The following is a 23,497-nucleotide window of genomic DNA, read 5'->3' on the forward strand; positions in this document are numbered from 1 at the left end:
CTCTACGAAGGCTATATGCCTACTTCGATAGTTCTATGAAAGGCGACAGAACTTCCAACAGCGACAAGCCACCATGTGTGAGCGTCGGGTAACCGCCCTGGCTGCGCCATTTTCTTCGACCCAGTGCCAACAGGTGTGGGCCATGCGGACCGTCTATTTGCAATGCGACCGGTGGGACGAAGGGGCCGGGATCACTTCTGCCTACCTTGCTGCGTCCGCTCGAAAATGTTTGTTTTAGATGTGTCGCGACATCACCATCGGCATCTGGGAAGTAGCCGGTGGCGGCGTAGCCGTGGTCGGAAGTGATAATTAAACGTCTCCCGGTGGCTAGGTGTTCGACAAAAGCCCAGAAGTCGTCACTGGAAAGCTGCTGTGCGGCGTCCTTAGTCAGTAGTTCCAGCCCTTGGCCTGCACCGTAATCATGCAACTTGGCGTCCGGCCAGTGGTGCCAGAACACCCAGTTCTTCGCGCCTGAGGCATTGTCGAGTAAACCTTCACAATCTTTCCAGGGGAGATCAATGCTTTCTGTCTGCGCCGGTTGTAGTTTATGCGCCAAGCCGCCGCCGTTGGCTTGCAATTGACTTCGGCTGGTCAATCCCAGTGCGCGGGCAAACTCGTTTGTTTCACCGGGTAGCTCAGATGCCGTGGCAGTAACTCCATGAATAGTAAAACCGCGCTCTTTAGCTCCCTGCAATAACCACGGAAGCTCACGCAGGCTCAGGGCATCCAGTATTAAGACTGCCCGGGCCGAAAAGGGCTCATCCCACCACCGTGCGAGGCGCTCCGATGTGCGTTCTACGCCACTGATATTGGGCTGCCCGAAGGCCTGCCACAAATCCCATCCGCTGGACGCCAGGAAGAGATCGAGCTCTGCAATTTCGCGCTCGCGCTTTATCACCTCCCCTGGCGCATTGCCCTCAGCTAGTGGCCTGGAGGCAATGTTGATGGTGCGTTCAATGATCAAGCGCCAAGCTTCGGAAGGCGTGCCTTGAGTCAGTTTTTGCAATATACCTGCATCGAGCGGCATCAGTTGTCCTCCTTCTCAAGGCTCAGCTCGAATGTCATGCCATCAGGTAGCTTTTTGAGCAGTTCCTTTAGCTGCGCGCCTGTTGCAGCAGATACTTTTAGCGAGACTTCTGCCAGAGGGGTGGCTGGGCCTATGCCCCAGCCTTCAAGCTTGCCAATCAGGTTGAGAGGCGAAGTGGGCGGATTAGAGAACGGGATGCGTAGCTTAGTGGTGTTCTCTGTGTTGCCACCGAAAATGCCGCCGTTGTCCGTCGGCGCGACGCGCCCGAAACGATTGTCGCCATCGACTGACGAGGGTTGCGATGTACTCGTTCGTCCGCCAAAGATGTCACCGCCATTGTCCCCTACGAGCGGCAGTGGCACAGACGGTGCGCTGCCTCCTGTGGCGGATACTGCCGAGGGCTCCATCAGATACACCTCATCAAGCTGACGTCCGGTAAAGGAGAGCTTAGGCCGCAAACGTCGCCATGCGGTATCTTCATCTTCGCCTGCGTGAGTTTGCAGGTTTTCAAGGTTACGCAGGTTGATGGCAATCTTGCCGCGTGCACACAGGCGGAGGATACGCTCCTTCATCGCTGTTTCACCCAGCCAAGGAATACAGTCTTGTCCTGCTGGGCGAGGCTCTTGCAGCTCACGCAGCAATTTTCCTACTGATGCGTTTTCTGAGGAGGCTTCAAGCACGAGGTCTTCAAAATCTTCAGGTACGAAGAGATCGTTGATCAATGTCTCCTCGATGCCTTCAGGGATTTGCGCGCCTTGCTTTTTCAGATGCTCCACACTGAACAAAGACTGCTGCGGGCTTTGGTGGTCGTAGCGGTGCAGGACAGCAAAGCGGTCAAAACGCTTTTTCAGGTTTTCGCGCAGCGTGCTCTCGAATTCCTTATGCAGTTTCTTAAACTCGAGGTTTTGGCTACTCCACTCCTGCGCCTTCATCTCGGCGCGTGCGAGGATGAGCAGATCGCGATCCAGAAAGGCATTGGAGGAGCCGGCTCGGGGCATAAGAAAGCGAATGGTGTTGCGACGCTTCTGTAGATGATCCCTGAGCCAGCGGCCTAAAGTCTGTTCGATCTTTTCTGGCTCTTCCGGCAATACCAGAATGGGTAAACGGTCGTCCCATCGTTCAGGCTGTTCAGTTTCACCCAGCGATGTCCAAGGATCGTTCTGCCAAGATTTAGGTAGAGCGATCACGCGGAAGGTCTTGGCTACCTCATCGCTGCCACCGATGACGTAGCACACCTGTTTGGCTAGCTGTGCTTGATCGGAGCCGTCAGTGAACAGCTTGTCGTTCCGGACGCAGGCCATGAGTTTTGCACGCGGGTTTTCCTCTTCTCGGAAGACCAGGCGCGAACCATCCTGGTGGATGTTGAAGCTGTTTTCGAGAATGGTCGCCAGCTCAACCTGAAAGGCATTGCTGTCCACCGGCTTGTCCCTGGTTATATCTACCTGCAGTGTGGCGGGGTCGGCCCCGGCAAGGTTGCCGACGGCAATTGAGCGCAGCCACAACGCACCCACAATTTCTTGCAGGTGTGGCGCCAAGTTGGCGTGGTCGTACACCGCTTCGGTGACCGAGATGATGTTGTGCTGCGCTTTCTCACGCAGACTTCGGTGATGCTCGTTGGATACCGAATCCAGCAGTGCACCAATGCCCGATGCATCATCGTCGAGCCGGAAATCCGCAGCAGTGAGCACCGGAACTGCTTCGCCTTGGCTCTTGTAAAGATTGGCCAAGATGCGAATCATGTCGCGGGTTTCTTGCGCGTCAGTAGCGATAAGAACCTGCTCTTCCAGCAGGCGCAACAGGTGAGGCGCGTATGGCCAAGACTCAGTGAATTCGCGGCGCTTGCGGTCCTGCTCGGCTGGGGGGACGTCGAGCAGACGAAAAGACTCGGCCACGTGCTGAGCGATCAGAGATTCGATGGTTCCATCGGCAATTTGCATGCGATTGTCGAACAGACGGTGCAACAGCATTCGCCGCCGATCCCGCTGAATTCGCTCGGCGTTGCCACCTGCTTTGAAGTCGATAGCGACTGGGTTGACACGGTGCACCTGTTGGTAGGCATCGCTACCCCCGTTGCGCACAGAAATAACCAACACCAGCAGATCAGGGCGTTCCTTGGCGATCTCCGACAGTATTTGGATGAAATTAAACGCCCAATTTTTCCAAGGGTATTGCTTAGTGTTGGTCAGGCCGTCGTACCAGGTCTGGAATTCGTCGAGTAGCAGCATTGTTGGCGTGTGTTCGAGCAGCTCGATGATAAGCTTGTCAGAGGGAATATCGGTTTGGGCTGCACCCATACCCTCCCACTTGCCTTTGATGAATTCACCACGCGGATGGCGCTCGAACAATAAGTCCCAAAGAAATTTGTAGCGTTGGCGGTGCAGACTCTCGCCAATGACTAACATTCCTTCCCGAAGGGCGATCTTCCCGATGTTGGCATCACCCAGCGCACCGGCCCAAGAATTGAGCCACGCCCTGGTCGATGCCGCGTCGTTAACGGAGTGGTAGAGCGCAGCCATTAAGTGGGACTTACCCAAGCCGCGCTCACCGATTACCACGACGGGGCGCCCCTTATCGGGGCCAACTGCCTCTATACCCTTTAGCAGGTCGTGCGTCGGATAGGTGATCTCCAGAAACTGCTGAGCTGCGATCTGCGTCGCGCCAGTGTTTGAATCGTTAGAGAGCTCAATAGCTGTCCCTCTAAGCCGTTTACCCCGAAATTCATCTCGTAGTATCAGTCCTAGCATTACTTGCGCTCCCCATCATTCATTTGGTCTTTGGCTACGTCATCTCCTTCGCGTCCAGCATCGAGCCCTTCTAAGGACTGCAGCTTGATCCAGCTGTCGATGTCAGCACGCGAAAAACGCCAAGTTCCACCTACTTTGAAAGCAGGGATTTTCTTGGCTGCAGCCAGCCTGTAGATCGTCCGCTCCGTAACCTTCAGGTAGTCGGCGACCTGTTTAATGGTGAGGATCTCGCCTTCACTGCTATTTATGAGCATGGTGGTTGCCATTCAAGGTCAAACGACGACAGGGTAGTGTAAAATTTTCAAATCTGCGGCAAGAATTGCATGTTTTGCGTAGATTTTTCAAGATATTGACTGACGCACGACGCTAGTGAGGATCAATAGATGCGGCATTGGCGTCCCTGCAACCGGCTGCATGAAAGCGTTCAGGTCGCCAAAGGTTAATTGCTTAAATTAATGAGTGTCAGCTTCAAGAGCCAAACTATCTACGCCGGACATCATACAAACGTGCAGCGGGACAAGGGTTTTGATCGGACCCTGCGTGCTGCGGCCTGCCAATGAGGTTGCCACACATACCGTTGTCCAAGTCGAATAGGACGCTAGGTCTGATGCGGTGCTTATTGACGCTCATGCTTGTGTTGTCGCGACTTCACATTTACGCTTTGCCCCATCGCGGTCAATCCCGCGATCGGGTGTCGCAACCTGTATCGAAACCAAGGCGCGGTACGTGCCATATCGCACAGTCAGCACTTCAAGTGCTAGCTGCTGCTTTTCTATGGCGCACCGTGCAGGGCAGGCTTCGGCCTGGCCGGGTTCCTTGGTTTCCGGTTTGCGACCCCTGTACGGTGTGCCACCCATTCGTGTCGCAACGGTGAATGGCACTCCTTAATCAAACCAAGGAGATAAGGAAAATGCCCCGTCCCCCTTTCAAGCTCGTGCGCCGCCCCGGCTGTTTGTTTCGTACTTCAAACTATCTCGGAGGATTCCGCGATGTTTGATCTCTCGCTTCTAATCGGCCTACCTAAACCCAACACCATCGATACTGCTTCGCTTACCCCCGAAGATGCCGCAGTTAAATTACGGCAGGCTGCCACGCTTCGGCTTAATGGCGCGCAGAGTATTCTGCTTCATTTTCCGCAGGACGTTGAGCTGGCTGTTGAGCTGCTGGATGACGCGGCAGTGCTTTTCGACAAGGCCTTTCGATATTTGACTGGCATACCCGCTCAGCGCGTTCATCAACAGCTCGGTGAGTACGTCTCTGTCCCGCCCGCTGAAGGTTCGCCCGCGATCCAAACCCCCTGGGGCGATGAATTCGCTCCGACGATCAAGGATGGCGTTCGGTGTGCTGAGACCTGGCTCAAAGGCTCGTCATTACCGTTATGGTGGGCGCTGGCGCAGAACCGAAAACGTCATCGTCCTGGTGACTTTCAGGAGGCGTTCGAGGCCGGTTTTCTGCTGCGTTTGCAGCAGACGCTGCTCAATCTCCGTGAAGCTACTACATCTCGACCAGCCAGTTTCGATGCTTGAGGCTCTAATTGACGCTTGAGACTTTTCTTTTCCCGCCAAACCCTCTGATCAAGCGATCTTTGATCGCGCCGATCGGAGGGTTCACTCGCTTTTTCTCGAAGCTACCTCGTTCCACCCTTCCATTTCATATTTGATTAGCGCTACGTCTTCTTTTACCCGATTGATTTCCCACGATCTCTATCGAGCGCAACGCAGAGTCAGCGTTAGAGCCGAGCTTTCGTAGGGCTATGGGTAGAGATGTGGCGAAACCGGCGACAGCGGCGACAACCCACGCCTGACGTGGCCTGGAACGTGGCGACAAAAGTGGCGACAGTCGCCACTTTTTGGGCGCTTTGGCCGTGACGCTTGACCGCGTTTTCGAGTGGGTATAAAAATTGGCGCACGGATCGCTGTCGTTGACAGCACCTGCCCAGGTAGCCAGAACCTTCAAGGCTACGCCACTTGCGTGGTGGTTCTTCCCCAAGTGCGATTAGCGTCCGGCGGCTCGCACGGTCACTCCCCAAGAGTGATGGATGCCTATTCTACCAATCTGCCCACTGCGGCAGACAATGGACCTACCTCGCTGCTCTGCAGCAACCTCACCTCTCTGCACACTTCGCTGCGCCAGACTGCGCCCGTCTCTTTCTCCTGGAAAGAGACGGGCGCTCGTAGCACTGCTGCAAGCCACGTCGTACAGGGCATTGCCGCAACTCTCCTCGTGACAACCGGCCTGACAAATCTGATTCGTCGCCATCCGCAACTACACAGGCACCGGTGCCGCAGCCAATGGAAAGGCTGCACCTGACTGACAGTCAGGCATGCCCCAGGTGTCTAGGTCTTTGCCTTCTCCCCCCATGATCTCCAGGCGCCGAACTCGTCAGCCGGCACAGCCTCCACCCGCCCGCATCTTCGGATGCGTCTAAGGAGGCCAGATTCATGGGTTTATGCCCTTGCTCCCGGTCGTAAGGAGCCGTTCGTTCCGCGTCAGTGAACACCTCACAGGCCGCAGGGGCCTTGATCCCTGATAACACTCAACAGCCGTGGCGGGACTACGTGAGGACAACCAGTAATGAACGAGGAGAGGGCCCATGCAGCAGTTAGATCCGAAGCTTGAACTACCACGACCACCTCGACCGTTGATTGAGTCGAATCCCGTGGCCCAGCCTTATCCGGTGCAGGCACTGGGTGGGATTCTTGGGCCTGCGGTTCAGCGCATGGCCGAGGTCATCGGCGTGCCCCAAGCACTGGCCGCGCAGTCGGTGTTGGCTGCCTCGGCCCTGGCCACTCAAGGTCATGCGGGCTTACAACTCGACGGGAGACATTATCCCCTGTCGTTGTACCTGATCACGGTGGCTGCGTCCGGTGATCGCAAGACCGCGGCAGACCGATCCGCACTGCTGCCAGCGCGCCAATGGGAGCGTGAACAGTGGCAACACTATCGTGAGCAGCTCTTTCGGTACCGTGCCGCACAGCGACAAGCGCAGCGTATCAATCCTGCCGATCCCGCCCCCACAAACAGCGTACCGCTTGAAGCGGAGCCTTCGGCCCCTCGGCTGATCACCACAGATCCGACGATCGAGGCCCTGATCAAGGGGCTCTGCCATGACTTGCCGAGCATGGGGCTGTTCTGTGACGAGGGCGGACAATTCCTCGGCAGCAGCACCATGAGTCGGGACAACCGTTTGAAAGCGGTCACGACCTTGTCGTCACTCTGGGACGGTAGCCCGATTGATCGTGCTCGCTCTATGGCAGGCGAAAGCCTACGAGCCTATGACCGACGCCTGAGCCTGCACCTGATGCTGCAACCGTATTTGGCCATGCAGTTACTCAGTGACCCGTTGCTGCAGGGGCAAGGCATTCTAGGGCGCTGCTTGATGACCTGGCCAACCAGTCTAGCCGGGCAACGTAGCTACCAGGCTGTCGACTTGTCCAAAGACGCCGCCCTCAAGCGCTATCATCACCGCCTTTCGGCTCTGTTTTATCAGCCTTGGTCACTTTCCGCTGACGGAGCCTTGCAGCTGTCAAAGCTGAGCCTCAGTCCGCTGGCGCGTTGTCGCTGGATTGATTTGCATGATGCTATCGAAGCTCAGCTGGGGGAGTTTGGCGAGCTGGCCAGCGTACGGCCCAGCGGATCAAAGGCAGCCGATAACCTGCTACGCATCGCCGGCGTTCTTGCAGTTGTGGAGGAGAGCAGCGTCGTGGAGGTCGACCATATCCAGCGGGCCTCCGCTTTAGTCGGCTACTACCTCACCGAGATCCAGCGCCTGACTGAGCAGGAGCCGGTGTGTCGAGTTAAGGAAGAGGCGGACCGGCTGCTGCGCTGGCTGCAGGTCAAGGGTTGGAAGCGCTTCAGTATTCGAGAGCTGAATCGCAACGGTCCCCGTTTTGCCCGTAAGAGCAGTCGTCATGCTTCCAGGCTGTTGGTTGAGTTGCTTGATCATCATTGGCTGATTACCGACGGCCACACCTACGAGGTGCGCCATGTTCAATCTTGATGAGGCGCTGCGCAACCATCTGGCTCAGCGCCAAAAAAAGCCAAAAGCGCAGTTTGTCGCCGCGAGTGTCGCCACTTTGTCGCCACGCTCAAAACCAAGCGGGACAAGGGTTGTCGCCGCTGTCGCCAGTGTCGCCACCACCCATAAAGCTATCGCCTCTACGACAGCCATTATTCAATGGTTGAAAGAGGAGGGTGCGCATCTTTACGTCACCGACAACACGCTGTGTTTTCGCCCGACTGATTGGGCTCAGTCCGCGATTGTAAGTGCGCACTGGCGAGCCCTTTTGCATGATCTCGCGGCAGTCGATCAGGAACAGAAAAATGGCTCGGGTCGGTAAGCGAGCGGGGCGCAATTTCGGCTTCGGTCGCCAGCTTAGCTTTGCTGGACCGCAAGCACTGAAAGACCTGTTTGGCGACGGCCATTTTGCTACCGTCAAAGCCCATAGTGATCGCTGGCAGGCGTTCGTGCATTGGTGTCGATCCGATGAAGGACCGAGGGTCAACGACGCGCGCCAGATAGACCGCGAGATCCTCATGCGGTATGCCGTCCACGTGCGGGAGCAGGTTGATCAGGGCAACGTCGGCATTGCCACCGCGCAGAACCGACTGTCCAGCGTGAACCGAACGATGGCCGCGCTGCGCGGTGATCAGTACGTCAAAATCTCCAGTCCGAGCAAGACGCTGGGTTTGCAGCGCTCAAGCGTGCGCGGGGAGGCACCGCAAGGCCAAGATCGTGCTCAGATCGAGTTGATCGCACGCGCACTGTCAGGGCGAGGTCAGCAACGAGTGGGCGCAATTGTGCATCTGGCCCGGGAGACTGGTATGCGCCTGCGTGAATCGATCTTGGCGGACCTGCCCCGACTGCAACGTGAGGCCGGGCGCCTGGGCAAGATCAACATCCAGGACGGCACCAAAGGCGGCCGGTCAGGCGCATCAGCACCGCGTTGGATCGCGGTCACGGATCAAGTCCGTGTTGCCCTCGATATGGCCACGGAGGCTTCACCCAAGGGGAGTCGGAACCTGTTAGCACCTGATGAAAGCTATAAAGATTTCTTACAGGCAGTCGTGCGACCGGCACGAGATCTCCTGCATGAGAATGGATTGAAAGGCTTTCATGAGCTGCGGGCGGCTTACGCCTGTGAGCGCTATGAGCAGATGACCGGCTTTTCTGCACCTGTAAATGGCGTTCGTGTTCATCGCGAAGATCGAGAGCTTGATCTGTGGGCGCGACAGCAGATCAGCCAAGAGTTGGGGCATAACCGCATCGATGTGGTAAGTGCCTACATCGGAGGTCGGCGATGACGTCTGAGTTCGACATAGCGTTGTTTCTGTGCCCCGTGCTCAAAGGTGCGCATGCCACGCGGCAGCGGCACATCAGACAAGCAGAAAGGATGCACGAGGTGATTCGTGAGCGCTGGGGTTGCGCGACTCCCTGGTCCTGGAGGGAAAAACACGTGAGATGGTTTCTGGAGCACTATTTGCGATGCTCAGCTCCAGCTACCATCTACTACTACGAGTTAACAGCGGGGTTGATCCGTCGTAGAAAGGCAAAAGTCGTGGTTGCCTGATAGACCTTTAAGCGTGAGCCCCTGAGTATGGGAATGCGGAGCCTTCCCATACTCAGGGGCTTGGCTGAAGAGGCGCAGACATACCAGAGATCTAGCGACCGTCGTCACTCCTTTCTCCCTGCTACACGACACGGATCGTGGCCGGCGTCGCGTACCTTTGGACCTCAGCGAATCGGTACGACGTTGCGGTCCCTGGTTTGATTGATGGCCGATGCCGACAGGCTGCCGGTGGCCGCCTTCTGGATATGTTCACTCCACCAGGCCATCATCGGACGCCGGCGTTCCATGTAATCCGTCCGGTTGTAGGCGCTCCGAACTTCGTCTTTGTCGACATGCGCCAGTGCGACCTCGATCAGCTCCGGATCCCAGCCATGCTCATTCAGGATAGTGCTCGCCATCGAGCGTAAGCCGTGGCTGACTAGACGGTCCTGAAAGCCCATGCGTTTCAGCGCCATGTTGGCGGTCTGGCTATTGGCATGGGTGCGAGGATTTCTATCTGAGGGGAACACGTACTCTCGGTTACCGCTGAGTTGCTTGAGCGTCTCCAGTAACGAAAGTGCCTGATCGGTAAGAGGGATTGTGTGCGGCCGACGCTTTTTCATGCGCTCTGGCGGAATGGTCCAAATGCGCTTGTCGAAGTCGATATCTGCCCATCGTGTGGTGGCTGCTTCGGCAGGGCGGGTCATCGTGTGCAGTTGCCATTCGATCAGGCAGCGGGTCGTGCGCTTAATGCTGGCGTTCGCGATTTCCATCATGAGCTCGGGAAGCTCCTCAGGTGGTAGCGCAGCCATGTTCTCTTTTTTGGGTTTCTTGAACACCGCCCGAATTCCATTGAGGGGGTTCGCGAATATCAGTCCGGAATTGACCCCGTAGGTCATGATCTCGTTGAGTCGTTGGCTCAATCGTTTCACGGTTTCGAGGCTCCCTTTGGCCTCGATTGGACGAAGGATCTTGATGACCATCGGAGCAGTGATTTGAGAGAGCGGCGTTGTTTTCATGCTTGGGAATACATGAAGCGTCAGCGATCTCCAAATGTCTTCGGAGTAGGCTTTGGTTACGGAGTCTTTCTTCAGCTCGAACCAGGCGGTGGCCACCTTCTCGAATGTGTGTTCGGTCTTCGCCAGCTTGGCTTGCCTGAGTTCATCGCGGTGAGCCTTGGGATCAATGCCTAGCGCCAGTAGTTCGCGTGCTTCTTGAGCTTTCTTTCTGGCGTTCGCCAACGAAAGAGCCGGGTAAGGGCCCAGCGCCATATTGAGGCGATTTTTGATTACCGGCTCGCGGTAGTTGAAATTCCATATCATCGAGCCACTGGCTCTGACCCTGAGCTGCAGGCCGTCGCCGTCAGTGAGAACGAAGTCTTTTCCTGTTGCCTTGACTGCCTTGAGCTGGCGGTCTGAGAGGCGGGTTGCATTAGTAGGCATGAGAGCTACCTCCGACACCGTTTTGGTATCCCAAAAATAGCACCGGTGGGTCCGGGATACCAAATGGGATACCAAAAAGCTTGGAATTCTAAATTCTTCTACGGAAGCCAATGGCCCTTAAACCATTGTTTTTACTGGATTTCAGACACAAAAAAAGACGTCCGTGGACGTCTTTAGATGTTGAAGTGGTGGAGCCGGGGGGATTTGAACCCCCGTCCGCCAGTACTCCGCTGTCGGTACTACATGCGTAGCCGTGTCTATTAAGTTAACCCTCAGCGACCCGACGGGCAGGGTGCATTGGGCGAGTTGTGTAAGTTTTAGCCGATTCGTCCACAACGTACTGCACGGCGATTCTGTTCTATATGACAATCACTTTGGGTTTACAGACATCCCCTGATGATTGCTGGACCCGAAGGTACCAGGAGGGAAGGGCTAAGGCTGCTTACGCAGCGAGAGCGTATTCCCCGTAGGTTTCGTCATTGGCAACTATAAGAAGTTGCAACAGTGGATTTACGAGTTCTGTTACCAACTCGGCATGCACCTAAAGTTTCGCAACCGGCGTCGAATCCTAAACGGCCCCGAACTCACTGCTCTGTGAATCAATTCGAGCAGCAAGCACGTGTAGTGTACGTCAACGCGGGTGATAAGGCCAACCCGAAGGTTGGCCTGTCAGCACGTCAGCCTTTGTTGGCCGGGTTTCGGGTCTGGATTTTTTGCAGTGTCGAGCTTGTTTCATCGATGCATTTCTTGTCGTCGCCAGCGGCCTGGGCCTTTTTAGCTTTTTCCAGCGCGGTTTTTACGTTGTCCACGGCGGTCTCTGATGTCGAGGGTGCGGTGGTCAGCGCGTCTTCGATGGCTTGTATATTTGCCGCACAAAGGTCCTTGTCCGCAGCAAACACCGGTGAGGCCAACAGTGCAGCAGTGATGAACAATCCAGCAATCGCAGAACGCTTCATGGGTATCTCCTTATGCATGAGGGCTCGGTGCCGCCGGTCGATGGGGGCGTTGGCCGAGGTGGTTATAAGCCCATTCACGGGCTTGGCTAAATGACTATAGCCGCCCGCAGAAATTCGACATTTTTGCCAATTGAATGAAAAGGCCGGTCACATTGCTGAAAAAAGCAAAAAGGGGCGAAAAAACGCCCCTTTTTTAACAGATCGCCCTTATACCGCGCGTGCTTGTGTCACTCGGTCCACCAGGTAGATCAGCCCGTGATAGTCGATCCCGCCATGCTGGCTCAGGCCGATTTCACAGGTGCGGCTGGTGGAGATGCCTTCGCTGCAATGCTGCACCGCGTCCTTCAAGGTGCGCAGCGCATGAGCATTCAGCTCGGGCGTGGTGAAACCCTTGTCACCGGCAAAACCACAGCAGTGAATACCTTCGGGGATGACTACGTTCTTGCTGCAACGCCGGGCCAGATCGATCAGTGCCTGGCTTTCCCCAAGGTGCTGGGTGCTGCAGGTGACGTGCACGGCAATCGGCTCCTCCTGGGGGGTGAAGTCCAGGCGATCCATTAAATGGGTGCGGATGAAGCGCACTGGATCATAGAGATCCAGGCGCACATCACCCAGGTCCTGGACCAGGCGCAAGGTGCAGGGGCTGGTGTCGCAGTAGATCGGGTCGAGGCCGCCGCGGCTGGCGTGCAGGAGTGCCGCAAGCATTTCCTGGCGTTTGTGTTCAGCCTGTTCCGCATAGCCTTTGGAGGCAAACGGTTGACCGCAGCAGAGGCTGTCCAGGTTGTCCGGGAGCACCACCTGGTAACCGGCTTTTTCCAGCAGGCCGCGGGTTTTGTCGTAGAGCGACATCTGCTCCTTGTCTCCCGCGGCAGGCCCCATGACCCGTGAGACGCAGGCCGCCAGGTAAACCACTCGCGGGCGTTGATCCGTGACCGTCGGGCTGAAGCGAATGGGGCGTTCCGGTTGTGGCATGGCGTTGGTCCATTGCGGGACCTTGCCTTTGGATAGCTTGGTCACTGCCGCAGAAATTTTTGCCAGCCGCGGCGCACCCAGCAACATCCGCGCACCGTTGGCCGCATGCAGGGTGAAGCGCGCACCTTGTAGCGCGGTTCCAAAGTGCGTGCCCAGCCAGTCAGCCGTTTTGGTGTGAGTGGCGGTGCGGCCGCGCAGTTTTTTCACCAGTTCGCCGGTGTTGATTCCGACCGGACAACGTTGCGCGCACAGACCGGTGGCGGCGCAGGTGTCGAGGCCTTGATATTCGTAGGCTTGTTCCAGCTCGGAGGTGTCGATGCCGGCGCGTTTTTTTGCCTGGATATCGCGCCAGATCACGATGCGTTGGCGCGGGCTGAGGGTCAGGCCTTTTGATGGGCAGACCGGTTCGCAGAAACCGCACTCGATGCACTTATCCACAATCTCGTCGGCGGCGGGCAGCGGCTTGAGATGCTTGAGGTGGATCTGCGGGTCTTCACTGAGCACCACGTCCGGGTTGAGAAGCCCGTTTGGATCGAGCAGGCGCTTGAGCTGCCACATCAACTGGTAGGCGTCGCTGCCCCATTCCAGTTCAACGAAGGGTGCCATGTTGCGACCGGTGCCGTGTTCGGCTTTCAGCGAGCCGCCGAATTCCACCGCCACCAGTTGCGCGACCTCGTCCATGAAGGCCTGGTAGCGCGCGACTTCTTCAGCGCTGTTGAAGCCCTGGGTGAAGACAAAGTGCAGGTTGCCTTCCAGGGCATGGCCGAACAGGATCGCTTCGTCGTAGTGGTGCTTGTCGAACAGCTCGATCAAGCGGTTCACGCCCAGAGCCAGTTGTTCTACCGGGAAGGTCACGTCTTCGATGATCACCGTGGTGCCGGTTTTGCGCACCGCGCCGACGGCGGGGAAGGTGTCTTTGCGGATCGCCCAGAGTCTGGCGTTTTCCACCGGGTCTTCGGTGAAGTCGACCTGTTTTTCCACCGGGAACGCGACCAGCGAAGCCATGATCCGGGTCAGCTGTTCCTGCAGCAGTCCGGAGGTGGCGGCACGGGATTCGATCAGCAAGGCACAGGCATTGTCCGACAGTTGCTGGACGAAGGCCGGCATTCCGGGTTTGTCCTGCACCGAGCGCATGCTGCGCCGATCCAGCAGTTCGACCGCCGAGACCGGCTGGCTTTTCAGGACGCTGACGGCGTTGCAGCAGGTCTCGACATCGGGGAAGACGATCAGCGCCGAAGCTTTGTTCGGATGGTCGATCACGGTGTCGTAGGTCACCGCGCTGATAAAGCCGAGGGTGCCTTCGGAGCCGACCAGCAAGTGGCTGAGGATATCCAGCGGCTCATCGAAATCCACCAGGGCATTGAGCGACAGGCCGGTGGTGTTTTTCAGGCGGTATTTGTGCCGGATCCTGGCCGCCAGTTCGGTATTGGCGCGGGTCTCGCGACCGAGGCTTGCCAGTTGTTCCAGCAGGTCCGCATGACTGGTACGGAAGGCCGCGACGCTGGCCGCGTCTTCAGTATCGATGCGGCTGCCGTCAGCCAGCACCAGGCGAATCCCGGCCAGGGTGTGATAGGTGTTTTGCGCGGTGCCGCAGCACATGCCGCTGGCGTTGTTGGCGACGATGCCGCCGATCTTGCAGGCGTTGATCGAAGCCGGATCCGGGCCGATCTTGCGCCCGAACGGTGCCAGCCAGGCGTTCGCCTGCGCCCCAATGACACCCGGTTGCAGGCGGATCTGCGTGCCCTGACCACGTACTTCGCGACCGTTCCAGTTATCGCCGAGCACAATCAGCACCGAGTCGCTGATGGCCTGGCCCGAGAGGCTGGTGCCGGCGGCGCGGAAGGTCACTGGCACCTGGTCACGTTGCGCCAGTTTGAGCAGGGCGACCACTTCGTCTTCGGACTCGACGCGAATCACCAGCTTGGGAATCAAGCGATAGAAGCTGGCGTCGGTGCCGAATGCGAGGGTCGAGAGCGGGTCATCAAAACGTCGATCCTGGGGAATCAGTTGCTGTGCATCACGCAGAAAAGCGGCCGGTAGACTCATTGGTCCTCCAGGATCAGCACGACCAGGTCTTTCGGGCCGTGAGCGCCGTAAGCCAGAATTTGTTCGATGTCGGCGGTCTTTGACGGGCCGGACACCAGCAAGGCGTTGGTCGGCATGCCTTGGGCCCAGTTGAATTGCTGCTGCACCTGATAAAAGTTGTCATGAATTTCGCTGGCCTTGAGCAGGGCGAAATGCACCGGCGGCACCAGGCTCATCAGGCGTGGCTCTTCGCGGGTCGGCCAGATGATCAGGCTGCCGGTGGCGGCGATGGCGCCGAGGGTGGTGGTGAGGCTGGCCGGGGTGTCGTTGAACAGCTCGGCTTTCCATTCTTCCACGGGGCGGTCATAGGCCTTGAGCGTCGGCAGCGTCGGATGGTGTGCCCAATGCTCGGTCACGCGCTGGCCGTGTGGCGTGGTTGGGGCGATCAACAGGCTGGGCAGTTGGCGGTCATGCAGCAGTTGCGCGAGCAGTTCCGGCCAGGCCTGTTCAGAGGTCAGGTGGATTTCGGTGTGGACTGCTTCCATCAGTTTGCGCAGTTGGGCGATGCGTTGCTCCGGTGCATAGGTCCAAGGCTCGGTGACCAGCGCTTCATCGAAGGTGTCAGCCAGCGGCGTAGTGCCGGTCAGGCTATTGCGCAGTTTGTTGAGGATATTCTGCTTGGCGCTCATCAGCGATCTCCCTGTTTGGCCAGGTGCTCGCGGGCCATGTCGTGCAGTGAACGGGCAGCGGGCTTCGGCGCGCTGTGGTTTTGCGTCCAGGGGCCGACGTTACTGGGCGTCAGGGCGCGCAGGCGGGTGGCGCAAAAGAGGAACAGCCGATACACGGTCGGCGAGGCATTGAGCCGGGCCCAGGCGTTCCAGATAAAGCGTTCCTTGCGCGAATACTTGCTGCCTTGGCCGCGCATCACTTGATGGGGGCTATCCGGGGCTTTGACGTTTTCTTCGCGCAGGCGGCGCAGCAACGCCGGGATCGGAATCTTCACCGGGCAGACTTCACCGCAGGCGCCGCACAACGACGAGGCACTCGGATGATCCGGGACTTTCGCCAGGCCGACCATATGCGGGGTGATGATTTTGCCGATCGGGCCGGGGTAGACCTCGCCGTAGGCATGCCCGCCGATGCGGGTGTAAACCGGGCAATGGTTCATGCAGGCGCCGCAGCGGATGCAGTTCAAGGTCTGGCGCAATTCGCTGTCGGCAAAGGCCTGGCTGCGACCGTTGTCCAGCAGCACCAGGTGCACTTCTTGCGGACCATCGAGTTCATGGGCCTTGCGCGGGCCGGAGATCATGTTGACGTAGGTGGTGATCGGCTGGCCGAGGGCCGAGCGGGTCAGCAGCGAGAGCAGGGGCACTACATCACGCAGGTTCTCGACGACTTTCTCGATCCCGGTGACGGCAATGTGCACCGGTGGCACGGTGGTCGACATGCGACCGTTGCCTTCGTTCTCCACCAGCAACAGGGTGCCGGTTTCGGCCACGGCAAAGTTGACGCCGGAGACGCCGATGTCGGCTTCGAAGAATTTCTGCCGCAAGACTTTGCGGCCGATCTGAATGAGTTGGTCAACGTCCTTGGTGTACTCCACGCCAAGTTTGTCGTGGAACAAGGACGCGACCTGACCGGCATTCTTGTGGATCGCCGGCATAATAATGTGAGAAGGCTTCTCGTGGTCGAGCTGGACGATGAATTCGCCCATGTCCGACTCCAGGCATTCAATGCCTTGAGCCGCGAGGACATGGTTCATCTCCATCTCTTCGCTGACCATCGATTTGCCCTTGATCACTTGCCGCGCCTCGTGAGCGCGGATGATCGATAAGACGATGCCATTGGCCTCGTCCACCGTTTCCGCCCAGTGCACTGTCACACCGTTGCGGGTCAGGTTCTGTTCAAGCTGCTCGAGCAGGTCGGGCAACTTGGATAGTGCACGAGCGCGGACGGCGTTGCCGAGCGTTCGCAAATGTTCCCGTTCGTGGGCGTCGCTGAACGACGCCGCACGTTTGCTCATCAGTGAATCCATCGCGTTGCGAAAATTGTTTCGCAGTTGCGGGTCGGCCAGGGCCTCGTGAGCCCGGGCGCGAAAATCTTCTTCAACTGCAACCGTCGGAATCAGCGTGGAAGTGTTCATCGAGCACCTCCCGTGCGCTGCCAGAGGAAGCTGGCCAAGTGTTGACCGCGCAACGCTTCTTGCTGTTTTTCCAGCGAGCCATTGATGTTCATCAAGCAGCCGCAGTCGGCGCTCAGAACCTGGTGCGCGCCGGATTCCTTCAACGCCCGGGTCTTGTCGGCGACCATCGCACCGGAGATGTCCGGCATACGGACGCTGAACGTCCCGCCAAAGCCACAGCATTCACTTTCATGGCTGTGTTCGACCCGTTCCACATTGCTCAACTGCGACAACAACTCACGCCCGTGCAGGTGGGTGTTCATTTCCCGCCGCGCCGAGCACGAGGTATGCAGCGCCACTTTGACCGGCTGGCCGCTGTCCTTGAGCTGCACCTTGCAGACAAACAGCAGGAACTCGGCCAGTTCATACGTCCGGGCCGCCAGGGCCTGAACCTGTTTCAGCGTCTCCGGCTCGTCCTTGAACAAGTCGGCGTAGTGTTCACGCAGCATGCCCGCGCAGGAGCCGGAAGGCACCACTACCGGATAGTCCCCGGCGAACAGCGCCAGTTGCGAGCGCGCCACCTGCCGTGCCTGATCGGTGTAACCCGAGGTGTAGGCCGGTTGCCCGCAACAGCTTTGCCCTTGCGGATATTCGACGCGAATACCTTCGCGCTCGAGCAAGTGAATCGCATCCATCCCGGCTTCGGGGTAGAACAAGTCAACCACGCAGGTACCGAACAGGTAGACCCTCTGCGGTTTCTCGCTGGGGTATTGGCGCGGTTCGGGTATTGGCGGTGCGACGCGGGTCGCGTTCGGCACGGCGTTGTAAAAAAGCTCGCTCATCAGGCGTGTCTCCGGGTGGGCCCGGTTATCCGTCTGCGGCAGCGGCTGAAATATACAGCGTGAAGCTTTCAGCAGCCTTGCAGACCGGGTTGTGAATAGCTGACGCCGGGGTCGTGGCCCGGCGTCGGTTTTTACCCTAAGAGTGTGGCAGTTAGTGCACCAGCATGCCGGTGAACCAGTAGGCCTGGGCCAGAGTGATCAGGCCGACGATGGTCGCAAAGAACAGGCTGTGCTTGAGGGTGAAGCGGAACAGGTCCGATTCCTTGCCCACCAGACCGGTCGCGGCGCAGGCCACGGCGATCGATTGCGGGGAAATCATCTTGCCGGTCACGCCGCCGCTGGTGTTCGCAGCTACCAGCAGGACATCACTGACGCCAATCTGGTGTGCGGTGGTGGCTTGCAGTGAGCTGAAGAGCGCGTTGGACGAAGTGTCCGAACCGGTGAGGAACACGCCCAGCCAGCCGAGGAACGGCGAGAAGAACGGGAACGCAGCGCCCGTGCCGGCCAGCACCAGGGCCATGGTCGACGACATGCCCGAGTAGTTGGTCACGAAGGCGAAGGCCAGCACCATACCGATCGACAGAATCGGCCAGCGCAACTCGTAGAAGGTTTCTTTTAAAGTGGTCAGACCAGTTTTAACGTGGATTTTCAGCACCCACATCGAGATCAGCGCGGAGAAGAAGATCGCCGTGCCGGTCGCCGAGATCGGGTCGAACTTGAACACGGCCGCGATCGCGGTCGGGGCGGCAACGATCGGCGCGACCTTGATCACCATCTGGTCCAGGTGCGGGATAGCGATGTTGAACACCCAGCCGTACATCGAGCCGCCGGCGGCAAACATTGCCTTGAACGGTTTGAGGGTCCAGATGGTGACCAGTACGGTGAGGATCAGGAACGGCGACCAGGCTTTGATGATCTCGCCCAGGCTATAAGGCGAAGCCACGGTGCTGCGCGGCAGACCGAAACCGCCGGCGCTGGCGCCCACCACGGAAGCCGAGACGGCACCGACGATGTGTTGGCCTGCGGCGCGCTTTGGCTGCCAGACTTTCAGGAACAGCGTCAGGGAAATCAGGCTGGCCAGGGCCGAGGTGATGTCCGGCAGTTCCGGGCCGATGAAGTTCGAGGTGAAGTACTGGGTGATGGCGAAGCTCAGACCGGCGACCAGTGCGGCCGGCCAGGTTTCCCGCACGCCGCGCAGGCCGTCCATCATGAACACCAGCCAGAACGGCACGAACAGCGACAGCAGCGGCAGCTGGCGACCGGTCATGGCGCCGATCTTGAACGCGTCGATGCCGGTAACTTGCCCGGCGACGATGATCGGGATCCCCAGGGCACCGAATGCCACTGGCGCGGTGTTGGCGATCAGGCACAGGCCGGCGGCATACAGCGGGTTGAAGCCCAGGCCAACCAACAGCGCGGCGGTAATCGCTACCGGAGCGCCGAAACCGGCGGCCCCTTCAAGGAAGGCGCCGAAGCAGAAGCCGATCAGCAGCACCTGAAGGCGTTGGTCGTCGGTAATCGACATCACCGAGCTGCGGATCACTTCGAACTGACCACTCTTGACCGTCAGTTTGTAGAGGAACACCGCCGCGACAATGATCCAGGCGATGGGCCACAGACCGTAGGCAAAGCCGTAGCCGGCCGCTGCGAACGCCATGTCGACCGGCATCTGGAAGGCAAAGATCGCCACCAGGATAGCCAGCGCCAGGGTAATGCTCCCTGCGACGTGTCCTTTGAGACGGAACACGGCCAAGGCCAGGAAGAAAAACACGATGGGGATGACGGCCGCGAGAGCGGACCAGCCGAGGCTGCCGAGCGGGCTGTAGAGCTGTTGCCAGGTTTGCATATGGGGTGGCCCCTAATTGTTGTTGGTCATGCACCGATAAGCGCTCTTGGTAAATTGGTAATACCAATTTACAATCGCTGTTGGCTAGGGTAAAAGCCTTATGAGGGTTGTGTCAATTTGTCACCCTACGACTTTTGTCGAATGTCCGGCGCTAATGCCTTCTGATCGGGTCAATCGAACGTCGCCTGACAGGTGCTCGTGCAGCGCCAATAGGCCAGAATAGAGAGCCCGACGAGTAGTCGGGATCGCGGAGAATGAGTTATGGGGTTTAATCAAATTCATCAGCGCCGTTTGTCCGACGATATTGTCGAGCGGCTCGAGGGGATGATTCTCGAGGGCACGCTGAAGGCTGGCGAGCGGTTGCCGGCTGAAAGAGCGCTGGCTGAGCAGTTCGGCGTGTCTCGTCCTTCATTGCGCGAGGCAATTCAGAAGCTGGCAGCCAAGGGGTTGCTGGTCAGTCGTCAGGGCGGCGGCAATTATGTGGTGGAATCCCTGGGCTCGACCTTCAGCGATCCGTTGCTTTATCTGTTGGAAAACAACCCCGAAGCGCAACGCGATCTACTGGAGTTTCGGCATACCCTCGAAGCGTCTTGTGCCTTTTACGCGGCATCGCGGGCGACCGAGGTCGATCGCGAGCGGTTGACTGCCGCGTTCAACGAATTGCAGGACTGCTATACGCGGCCCGATGAGGTGAGCCGGCTGGAGGAGGGCGCGGCTGACGCGAAATTCCACCTGGCGATTGCCGAAGCCAGTCATAACGCGGTGTTGCTGCACACCATTCGCGGTCTGTTCGATTTGCTCAAGCGCAACGTAGTGACCAACATCGGCGGCATGTACAAGCAGCGCACCGAAACCCGCGACATGCTGATCAGTCAGCACCGGGATTTGTATCAGGCGATTATCGAAGGGCGGGCGGAGCAGGCGCGGGAAGTCTCCAGCCGACATATTTTGTATGTGCAGGAGGTGCTGGAGGAAGTACGCCAGGAAGTGCAACGCATGGCTCGGGCGGAGCGGCGCAAGGGGATGTAGTCGGCGGGAACGCAAAAAAGATCGTCCGAACGCGGCCCGAACCTGCGGCAGCTCCTACGGGATTTGCGTACACACGATAAATCGGGTGGAACGCGGTCGGCGTAGGAGCTGCCGCAGGCTGCGATCTTTTCGGTCGCGCCACGGGTCAGAGCGAAAGACTAATCTTCCTTGCCCTTGTTACGCACCGCACGCTGCAGCTCGCGATTGGAATCGCGCTCGCGTTCGGTATCGCGCTTGTCGTATTCCTTCTTGCCCTTGCCCAGTGCGATCTCGCACTTGACCATGTGCTTGCTCCAATACCAGGACAGGCACACGCAGGCATAGCCTTTTTGCTGCACGGCAGCGGCCAGCTTTTCCAACTCGCGCCGGTTGAGCAGCAATTTCCGGGTGCGGGTCGGATCAGCGATGACGTGGGTGCTGGCGGTCATCAGGGGCGTAATGTGGCTGCCGAGCAGCCAGGCTTCGCCATCCTTGAGCAGTACGTAACTGTCAACCAGTTGTAGCTTGCTTGCCCGCAAACTTTTTACTTCCCAGCCGGCCAGGACCAGACCAGCTTCGAAACGGTGTTCGATGAAGTAATCGTGTCGCGCCTTTTTATTTTGCGCGATGGTCCCTGTTGGGTGTTTCTTTTGTTTAGCCATAGGGGCGGCATTATAGGGAGTTGCACGTCAGTCGGCTACGGTGAAGCTACATGCTTGAGCACCTTGAGTGAATCCCGGACAATGCGCCCTCTTTTTTGATCGCTTGGGCGTGTTAACGATGTCGACAGACAAGGTTTCTGTCCACGGCGGATGGGCTAGCCGCTGGGTCTTCATACTCGCTGCAACCGGTTCGGCCGTGGGCCTGGGTAGTATCTGGAAATTTCCCTACATGGTCGGCGTCTATGGCGGCGGCGCCTTCGTCCTGGTGTTTCTGGCCTGTATCGCGCTGATCGGCGTACCGGTAATGCTGGCCGAAACCCTGATTGGTCGACGCGCCCGGCAAAGCCCGGCTAACGCTCTGAAAGTGCTGGCGCTGGAGGCAGGGCATTCCGGCAAGTGGTCCTGGGGCGCTTTTGCCGGGATGATCACGGCGTTACTGATCCTGTCTTTTTATAGTGTGGTGGGTGGCTGGTCGCTGGATTACATCATCGATATGGGCCGTGGTGACTTCCAGGGCGCGACGGCCGATCAGGTGGGGGCATATTTCGGTGGAGTGATTGCCGACCCTTGGCGCCTGACACTTTGGCATACGATTTTCATGCTGCTTTCGGCAGTGGTGATTGCCCGGGGCGTGGTCGCCGGGCTGGAACGCAGCTTGCGGATCATGATGCCGCTGCTCTTTGTGATGCTGGTGATCCTGTTGGGCTACAGCCTGACCACCGGGCATTTCATGGAAGGTGTGCATTTCATGTTCGACTTCAATCCGGACAAGCTGCTCGACGGCTTGTTGCCTGCCATGGGCCACGCGTTTTTCTCGCTGAGCGTGGGCGTTGGCTCGATCATGATCTACGGCGCTTATATGCCGAAGAGCTCGTCGATTTCCGGGACTATTGTCGGCGTGGCGCTGCTGGATACCTTTGTCTCGCTGCTGGCGGGGCTGGCCTTGTTTCCGATTGTGTTTGCGGCAGGCCTGAACCCGAGCGAAGGGCCGGGGCTGATGTTTGTCAGTTTGCCATTCGCCTTTGGCAACGTGGCGTTCGGACAATTGATGGGCGTTATTTTCTTCATCCTGGTGGCCATCGCGGCCTGGAGTTCGGCGATTTCGCTGCTGGAACCGATGGTGGCGTATCTGGTGGAGCGGACTAAAGTCCGCCGCGGCTGGGTGACCTTCTGGCTGGCCTTTATCTGTTGGTTTGTAGGTATGGGGACGGTTTTCTCGTTCAATATCTGGCAGCAAGCCAAGTTTTTCGTGAACGATGATGCCGGTTTCCATCTCTATCAATGGGGTGCGGCAAGCGGCCTGGACTTCTTTGGGGTGATCGATTTCTTCACCTCGCGAATCATGTTGCCTCTCGGTGGTTTGTGTTTCGTGGTATTTGCCGGGTGGGTGATGGGTCGTGAGTCTGTCCGTGATGAGCTGTCGATCCGCAGTCCGCTGCTGTTCGCACTGACCTTGTTCTTGATGCGCTATGTGGCGCCAATCGGCATTCTTGTAGTGTTTGCCGCCCAGCTGTGGAAGTGACGCTGACATGACGACACATATTCAACGTTCGGCCCTGCTGCCTTATCCGGCGCAAGCCCTCTATGACATGGTCAATGATGTGGCGCGTTACCCGGAATTCTTGCCTTGGTGTTCTTCTGCGCAAGTGCTGGAGGCCAGTGATGAACATATGCGCGCCAGCCTGGCTGTCGCTAAAGGCGGGTTCAGCCAGCATTTCGTCACGAGCAACATCTTGGTCCCGGGCCATTCAATTGAAATGAACCTGGAAGAAGGTCCGTTCAACCAGTTGCACGGTGTCTGGGTGTTCAAGCCGTTGGGCGAGAAGGCCTGCAAGATCAGTCTGGATTTGGCCTTTGACTACGCAGGCCCGATTGTCCGGGCAACCCTGGGGCCGCTGTTCAATCAGGCAGCCAATACCCTGGTCGATGCTTTCTGCCAGCGCGCCAAGCAGCTGCATGGTTGAGTCATTGATTGAGGTCGAGGTGGTGTATGCCGCTGTCGACCGTCAGGTTCTGCTCAAGGTGGCTGTCCCGGCCGGGACTACTTTGCGTGCGGCCTTGTTGCGCTCGGGGGTGGGCGCAGAGTTTCCCGAGCTGGATCTGGCGAACTGTCCGCTGGGGATTTTTGGCAAAGTGGTCGTTGATCCGGACAGTCGTGCGGTGCAGACAGGTGATCGAATCGAAATTTATCGTCCGCTGCTGGCTGATCCGAAAGAAGTTCGCCGGTTGCGTGCGGCCAAGGCTGCGCAAGCAAAAGCACGAGAGTAATAGCCTTGATCAAACCGCAGGCAACAAAAAGCCC

General features: G+C 58.2%; 20 protein-coding genes and 1 other RNA gene. 9 read left to right on the forward strand and 12 right to left on the reverse strand.

Annotated features, from left to right (window positions below):
* Nucleotides 1–19: 19 nt before the first annotated feature.
* The 3 genes from F8N85_RS16695 to mads1 are packed head-to-tail and all read right to left on the reverse strand — an operon-like array spanning nt 20 to nt 4,037.
* Entirely contained in the window at nt 20–1,027 is a 1,008-nt protein-coding gene (locus F8N85_RS16695) for a hypothetical protein (RefSeq protein WP_150804657.1), read from the reverse strand.
* Nucleotides 1,027–3,771 carry a DUF499 domain-containing protein gene (locus tag F8N85_RS16700; RefSeq protein ID WP_150804658.1) on the reverse strand — a complete coding sequence of 915 codons (2,745 nt, stop codon included), beginning with the start codon at nt 3,769–3,771 and terminating at the stop codon, nt 1,027–1,029. Before F8N85_RS16700 ends, F8N85_RS16695 begins: the two co-directional genes overlap by 1 nt.
* The gene (gene mads1, locus F8N85_RS16705; RefSeq protein WP_224795703.1) at nt 3,771–4,037 is read right to left on the reverse strand and encodes a methylation-associated defense system helix-turn-helix domain-containing protein MAD1; all 267 of its coding nucleotides are present in this window, start codon (nt 4,035–4,037) and stop codon (nt 3,771–3,773) included. The genes F8N85_RS16700 and mads1 overlap by 1 nt, the downstream gene beginning before the upstream one ends.
* A gap of 723 nt (nt 4,038–4,760) precedes the next feature.
* Between mads1 and F8N85_RS16710 the strand changes: the two genes are divergently transcribed.
* From F8N85_RS16710 to F8N85_RS35000, 5 genes are all read left to right on the forward strand, one after another.
* A complete protein-coding gene (locus tag F8N85_RS16710) occupies nt 4,761–5,297 on the forward strand; it encodes a LasR-specific antiactivator QslA (protein ID WP_150804659.1) in 537 nt (178 codons plus the stop codon).
* Nucleotides 5,298–6,364: 1,067 nt separating this feature from the next.
* Nucleotides 6,365–7,771, forward strand: coding sequence for a YfjI family protein (locus F8N85_RS16715; protein ID WP_150804660.1), 1,407 nt, complete (start codon nt 6,365–6,367; stop codon nt 7,769–7,771).
* Entirely contained in the window at nt 7,758–8,111 is a 354-nt protein-coding gene (locus F8N85_RS16720) for a hypothetical protein (protein ID WP_150804661.1), read from the forward strand. Before F8N85_RS16715 ends, F8N85_RS16720 begins: the two co-directional genes overlap by 14 nt.
* Entirely contained in the window at nt 8,095–9,075 is a 981-nt protein-coding gene (locus F8N85_RS16725; protein WP_150804662.1) for an integrase domain-containing protein, read from the forward strand. Before F8N85_RS16720 ends, F8N85_RS16725 begins: the two co-directional genes overlap by 17 nt.
* Entirely contained in the window at nt 9,072–9,341 is a 270-nt protein-coding gene (locus F8N85_RS35000) for a hypothetical protein (RefSeq protein WP_150804663.1), read from the forward strand. Before F8N85_RS16725 ends, F8N85_RS35000 begins: the two co-directional genes overlap by 4 nt.
* Before the next feature lie 164 nt (nt 9,342–9,505).
* Here F8N85_RS35000 and F8N85_RS16735 read toward each other — a convergent pair whose 3' ends face one another.
* From F8N85_RS16735 to F8N85_RS16770, 8 genes are all read right to left on the reverse strand, one after another.
* Nucleotides 9,506–10,762: an integrase domain-containing protein gene (locus tag F8N85_RS16735; protein ID WP_150804664.1), complete on the reverse strand. Its 1,257-nt coding sequence runs from the start codon at nt 10,760–10,762 to the stop codon at nt 9,506–9,508.
* 186 nt (nt 10,763–10,948) lie between these two features.
* Nucleotides 10,949–11,342: a transfer-messenger RNA gene (ssrA, locus tag F8N85_RS16740) on the reverse strand.
* A 97-nt stretch (nt 11,343–11,439) separates the two neighbouring features.
* Nucleotides 11,440–11,718 carry a hypothetical protein gene (locus tag F8N85_RS16745; protein ID WP_150804665.1) on the reverse strand — a complete coding sequence of 93 codons (279 nt, stop codon included), beginning with the start codon at nt 11,716–11,718 and terminating at the stop codon, nt 11,440–11,442.
* Nucleotides 11,719–11,925: 207 nt separating this feature from the next.
* Entirely contained in the window at nt 11,926–14,736 is a 2,811-nt protein-coding gene (locus F8N85_RS16750) for an FAD-binding and (Fe-S)-binding domain-containing protein (protein ID WP_150804666.1), read from the reverse strand.
* The gene (locus F8N85_RS16755; protein WP_150804667.1) at nt 14,733–15,404 is read right to left on the reverse strand and encodes a LutC/YkgG family protein; all 672 of its coding nucleotides are present in this window, start codon (nt 15,402–15,404) and stop codon (nt 14,733–14,735) included. Before F8N85_RS16755 ends, F8N85_RS16750 begins: the two co-directional genes overlap by 4 nt.
* Nucleotides 15,404–16,858: a LutB/LldF family L-lactate oxidation iron-sulfur protein gene (locus F8N85_RS16760; RefSeq protein WP_150804668.1), complete on the reverse strand. Its 1,455-nt coding sequence runs from the start codon at nt 16,856–16,858 to the stop codon at nt 15,404–15,406. The genes F8N85_RS16755 and F8N85_RS16760 overlap by 1 nt, the downstream gene beginning before the upstream one ends.
* Entirely contained in the window at nt 16,855–17,679 is an 825-nt protein-coding gene (locus F8N85_RS16765) for a (Fe-S)-binding protein (RefSeq protein ID WP_150804669.1), read from the reverse strand. The genes F8N85_RS16760 and F8N85_RS16765 overlap by 4 nt, the downstream gene beginning before the upstream one ends.
* 151 nt (nt 17,680–17,830) lie before the next feature.
* The gene (locus F8N85_RS16770) at nt 17,831–19,525 is read right to left on the reverse strand and encodes a lactate permease LctP family transporter (protein ID WP_150804670.1); all 1,695 of its coding nucleotides are present in this window, start codon (nt 19,523–19,525) and stop codon (nt 17,831–17,833) included.
* A 261-nt stretch (nt 19,526–19,786) separates the two neighbouring features.
* Here F8N85_RS16770 and F8N85_RS16775 point away from each other — a divergent pair, with 261 nt between their 5' ends.
* Nucleotides 19,787–20,554, forward strand: coding sequence for an FCD domain-containing protein (locus tag F8N85_RS16775; RefSeq protein ID WP_150804671.1), 768 nt, complete (start codon nt 19,787–19,789; stop codon nt 20,552–20,554).
* A gap of 158 nt (nt 20,555–20,712) precedes the next feature.
* Here the strand turns inward: F8N85_RS16775 and smpB are convergent, their stop codons facing one another.
* Nucleotides 20,713–21,195, reverse strand: coding sequence for an SsrA-binding protein SmpB (gene smpB / locus F8N85_RS16780; RefSeq protein WP_150804672.1), 483 nt, complete (start codon nt 21,193–21,195; stop codon nt 20,713–20,715).
* Nucleotides 21,196–21,313: 118 nt separating this feature from the next.
* On the opposite strand from smpB, the gene F8N85_RS16785 reads away from it, so the two are divergent.
* The 3 genes from F8N85_RS16785 to F8N85_RS16795 are packed head-to-tail and all read left to right on the forward strand — an operon-like array spanning nt 21,314 to nt 23,463.
* On the forward strand, nt 21,314–22,717 hold the full coding sequence (locus F8N85_RS16785; RefSeq protein WP_150804673.1) for a sodium-dependent transporter: 1,404 nt from the start codon (nt 21,314–21,316) through the stop codon (nt 22,715–22,717).
* A gap of 7 nt (nt 22,718–22,724) precedes the next feature.
* The gene (locus tag F8N85_RS16790) at nt 22,725–23,159 is read left to right on the forward strand and encodes a type II toxin-antitoxin system RatA family toxin (protein WP_150804674.1); all 435 of its coding nucleotides are present in this window, start codon (nt 22,725–22,727) and stop codon (nt 23,157–23,159) included.
* Nucleotides 23,152–23,463 carry an RnfH family protein gene (locus F8N85_RS16795; protein ID WP_150804675.1) on the forward strand — a complete coding sequence of 104 codons (312 nt, stop codon included), beginning with the start codon at nt 23,152–23,154 and terminating at the stop codon, nt 23,461–23,463. Before F8N85_RS16790 ends, F8N85_RS16795 begins: the two co-directional genes overlap by 8 nt.
* The last annotated feature ends 34 nt before the right edge of the window (nt 23,464–23,497 follow it).

The sequence above is a fragment of the Pseudomonas fluorescens genome (genome assembly GCF_902497875.1).
Classification (GTDB): domain Bacteria; phylum Pseudomonadota; class Gammaproteobacteria; order Pseudomonadales; family Pseudomonadaceae; genus Aquipseudomonas; species Aquipseudomonas fluorescens_BR.

Coding starts and splice junctions, on each gene's coding strand:
- F8N85_RS16695 (WP_150804657.1), bottom strand. CDS start 1,027: ATGCCGCTCGATGCAGGTATATTGCAAAAACTGACTCAAGGCACGCCT.
- F8N85_RS16700 (WP_150804658.1), bottom strand. CDS start 3,771: ATGCTAGGACTGATACTACGAGATGAATTTCGGGGTAAACGGCTTAGA.
- mads1 (WP_224795703.1), bottom strand. CDS start 4,037: ATGGCAACCACCATGCTCATAAATAGCAGTGAAGGCGAGATCCTCACC.
- F8N85_RS16710 (WP_150804659.1), top strand. CDS start 4,761: ATGTTTGATCTCTCGCTTCTAATCGGCCTACCTAAACCCAACACCATC.
- F8N85_RS16715 (WP_150804660.1), top strand. CDS start 6,365: ATGCAGCAGTTAGATCCGAAGCTTGAACTACCACGACCACCTCGACCG.
- F8N85_RS16720 (WP_150804661.1), top strand. CDS start 7,758: ATGTTCAATCTTGATGAGGCGCTGCGCAACCATCTGGCTCAGCGCCAA.
- F8N85_RS16725 (WP_150804662.1), top strand. CDS start 8,095: ATGGCTCGGGTCGGTAAGCGAGCGGGGCGCAATTTCGGCTTCGGTCGC.
- F8N85_RS35000 (WP_150804663.1), top strand. CDS start 9,072: ATGACGTCTGAGTTCGACATAGCGTTGTTTCTGTGCCCCGTGCTCAAA.
- F8N85_RS16735 (WP_150804664.1), bottom strand. CDS start 10,762: ATGCCTACTAATGCAACCCGCCTCTCAGACCGCCAGCTCAAGGCAGTC.
- F8N85_RS16745 (WP_150804665.1), bottom strand. CDS start 11,718: ATGAAGCGTTCTGCGATTGCTGGATTGTTCATCACTGCTGCACTGTTG.
- F8N85_RS16750 (WP_150804666.1), bottom strand. CDS start 14,736: ATGAGTCTACCGGCCGCTTTTCTGCGTGATGCACAGCAACTGATTCCC.
- F8N85_RS16755 (WP_150804667.1), bottom strand. CDS start 15,404: ATGAGCGCCAAGCAGAATATCCTCAACAAACTGCGCAATAGCCTGACC.
- F8N85_RS16760 (WP_150804668.1), bottom strand. CDS start 16,858: ATGAACACTTCCACGCTGATTCCGACGGTTGCAGTTGAAGAAGATTTT.
- F8N85_RS16765 (WP_150804669.1), bottom strand. CDS start 17,679: ATGAGCGAGCTTTTTTACAACGCCGTGCCGAACGCGACCCGCGTCGCA.
- F8N85_RS16770 (WP_150804670.1), bottom strand. CDS start 19,525: ATGCAAACCTGGCAACAGCTCTACAGCCCGCTCGGCAGCCTCGGCTGG.
- F8N85_RS16775 (WP_150804671.1), top strand. CDS start 19,787: ATGGGGTTTAATCAAATTCATCAGCGCCGTTTGTCCGACGATATTGTC.
- smpB (WP_150804672.1), bottom strand. CDS start 21,195: ATGGCTAAACAAAAGAAACACCCAACAGGGACCATCGCGCAAAATAAA.
- F8N85_RS16785 (WP_150804673.1), top strand. CDS start 21,314: ATGTCGACAGACAAGGTTTCTGTCCACGGCGGATGGGCTAGCCGCTGG.
- F8N85_RS16790 (WP_150804674.1), top strand. CDS start 22,725: ATGACGACACATATTCAACGTTCGGCCCTGCTGCCTTATCCGGCGCAA.
- F8N85_RS16795 (WP_150804675.1), top strand. CDS start 23,152: ATGGTTGAGTCATTGATTGAGGTCGAGGTGGTGTATGCCGCTGTCGAC.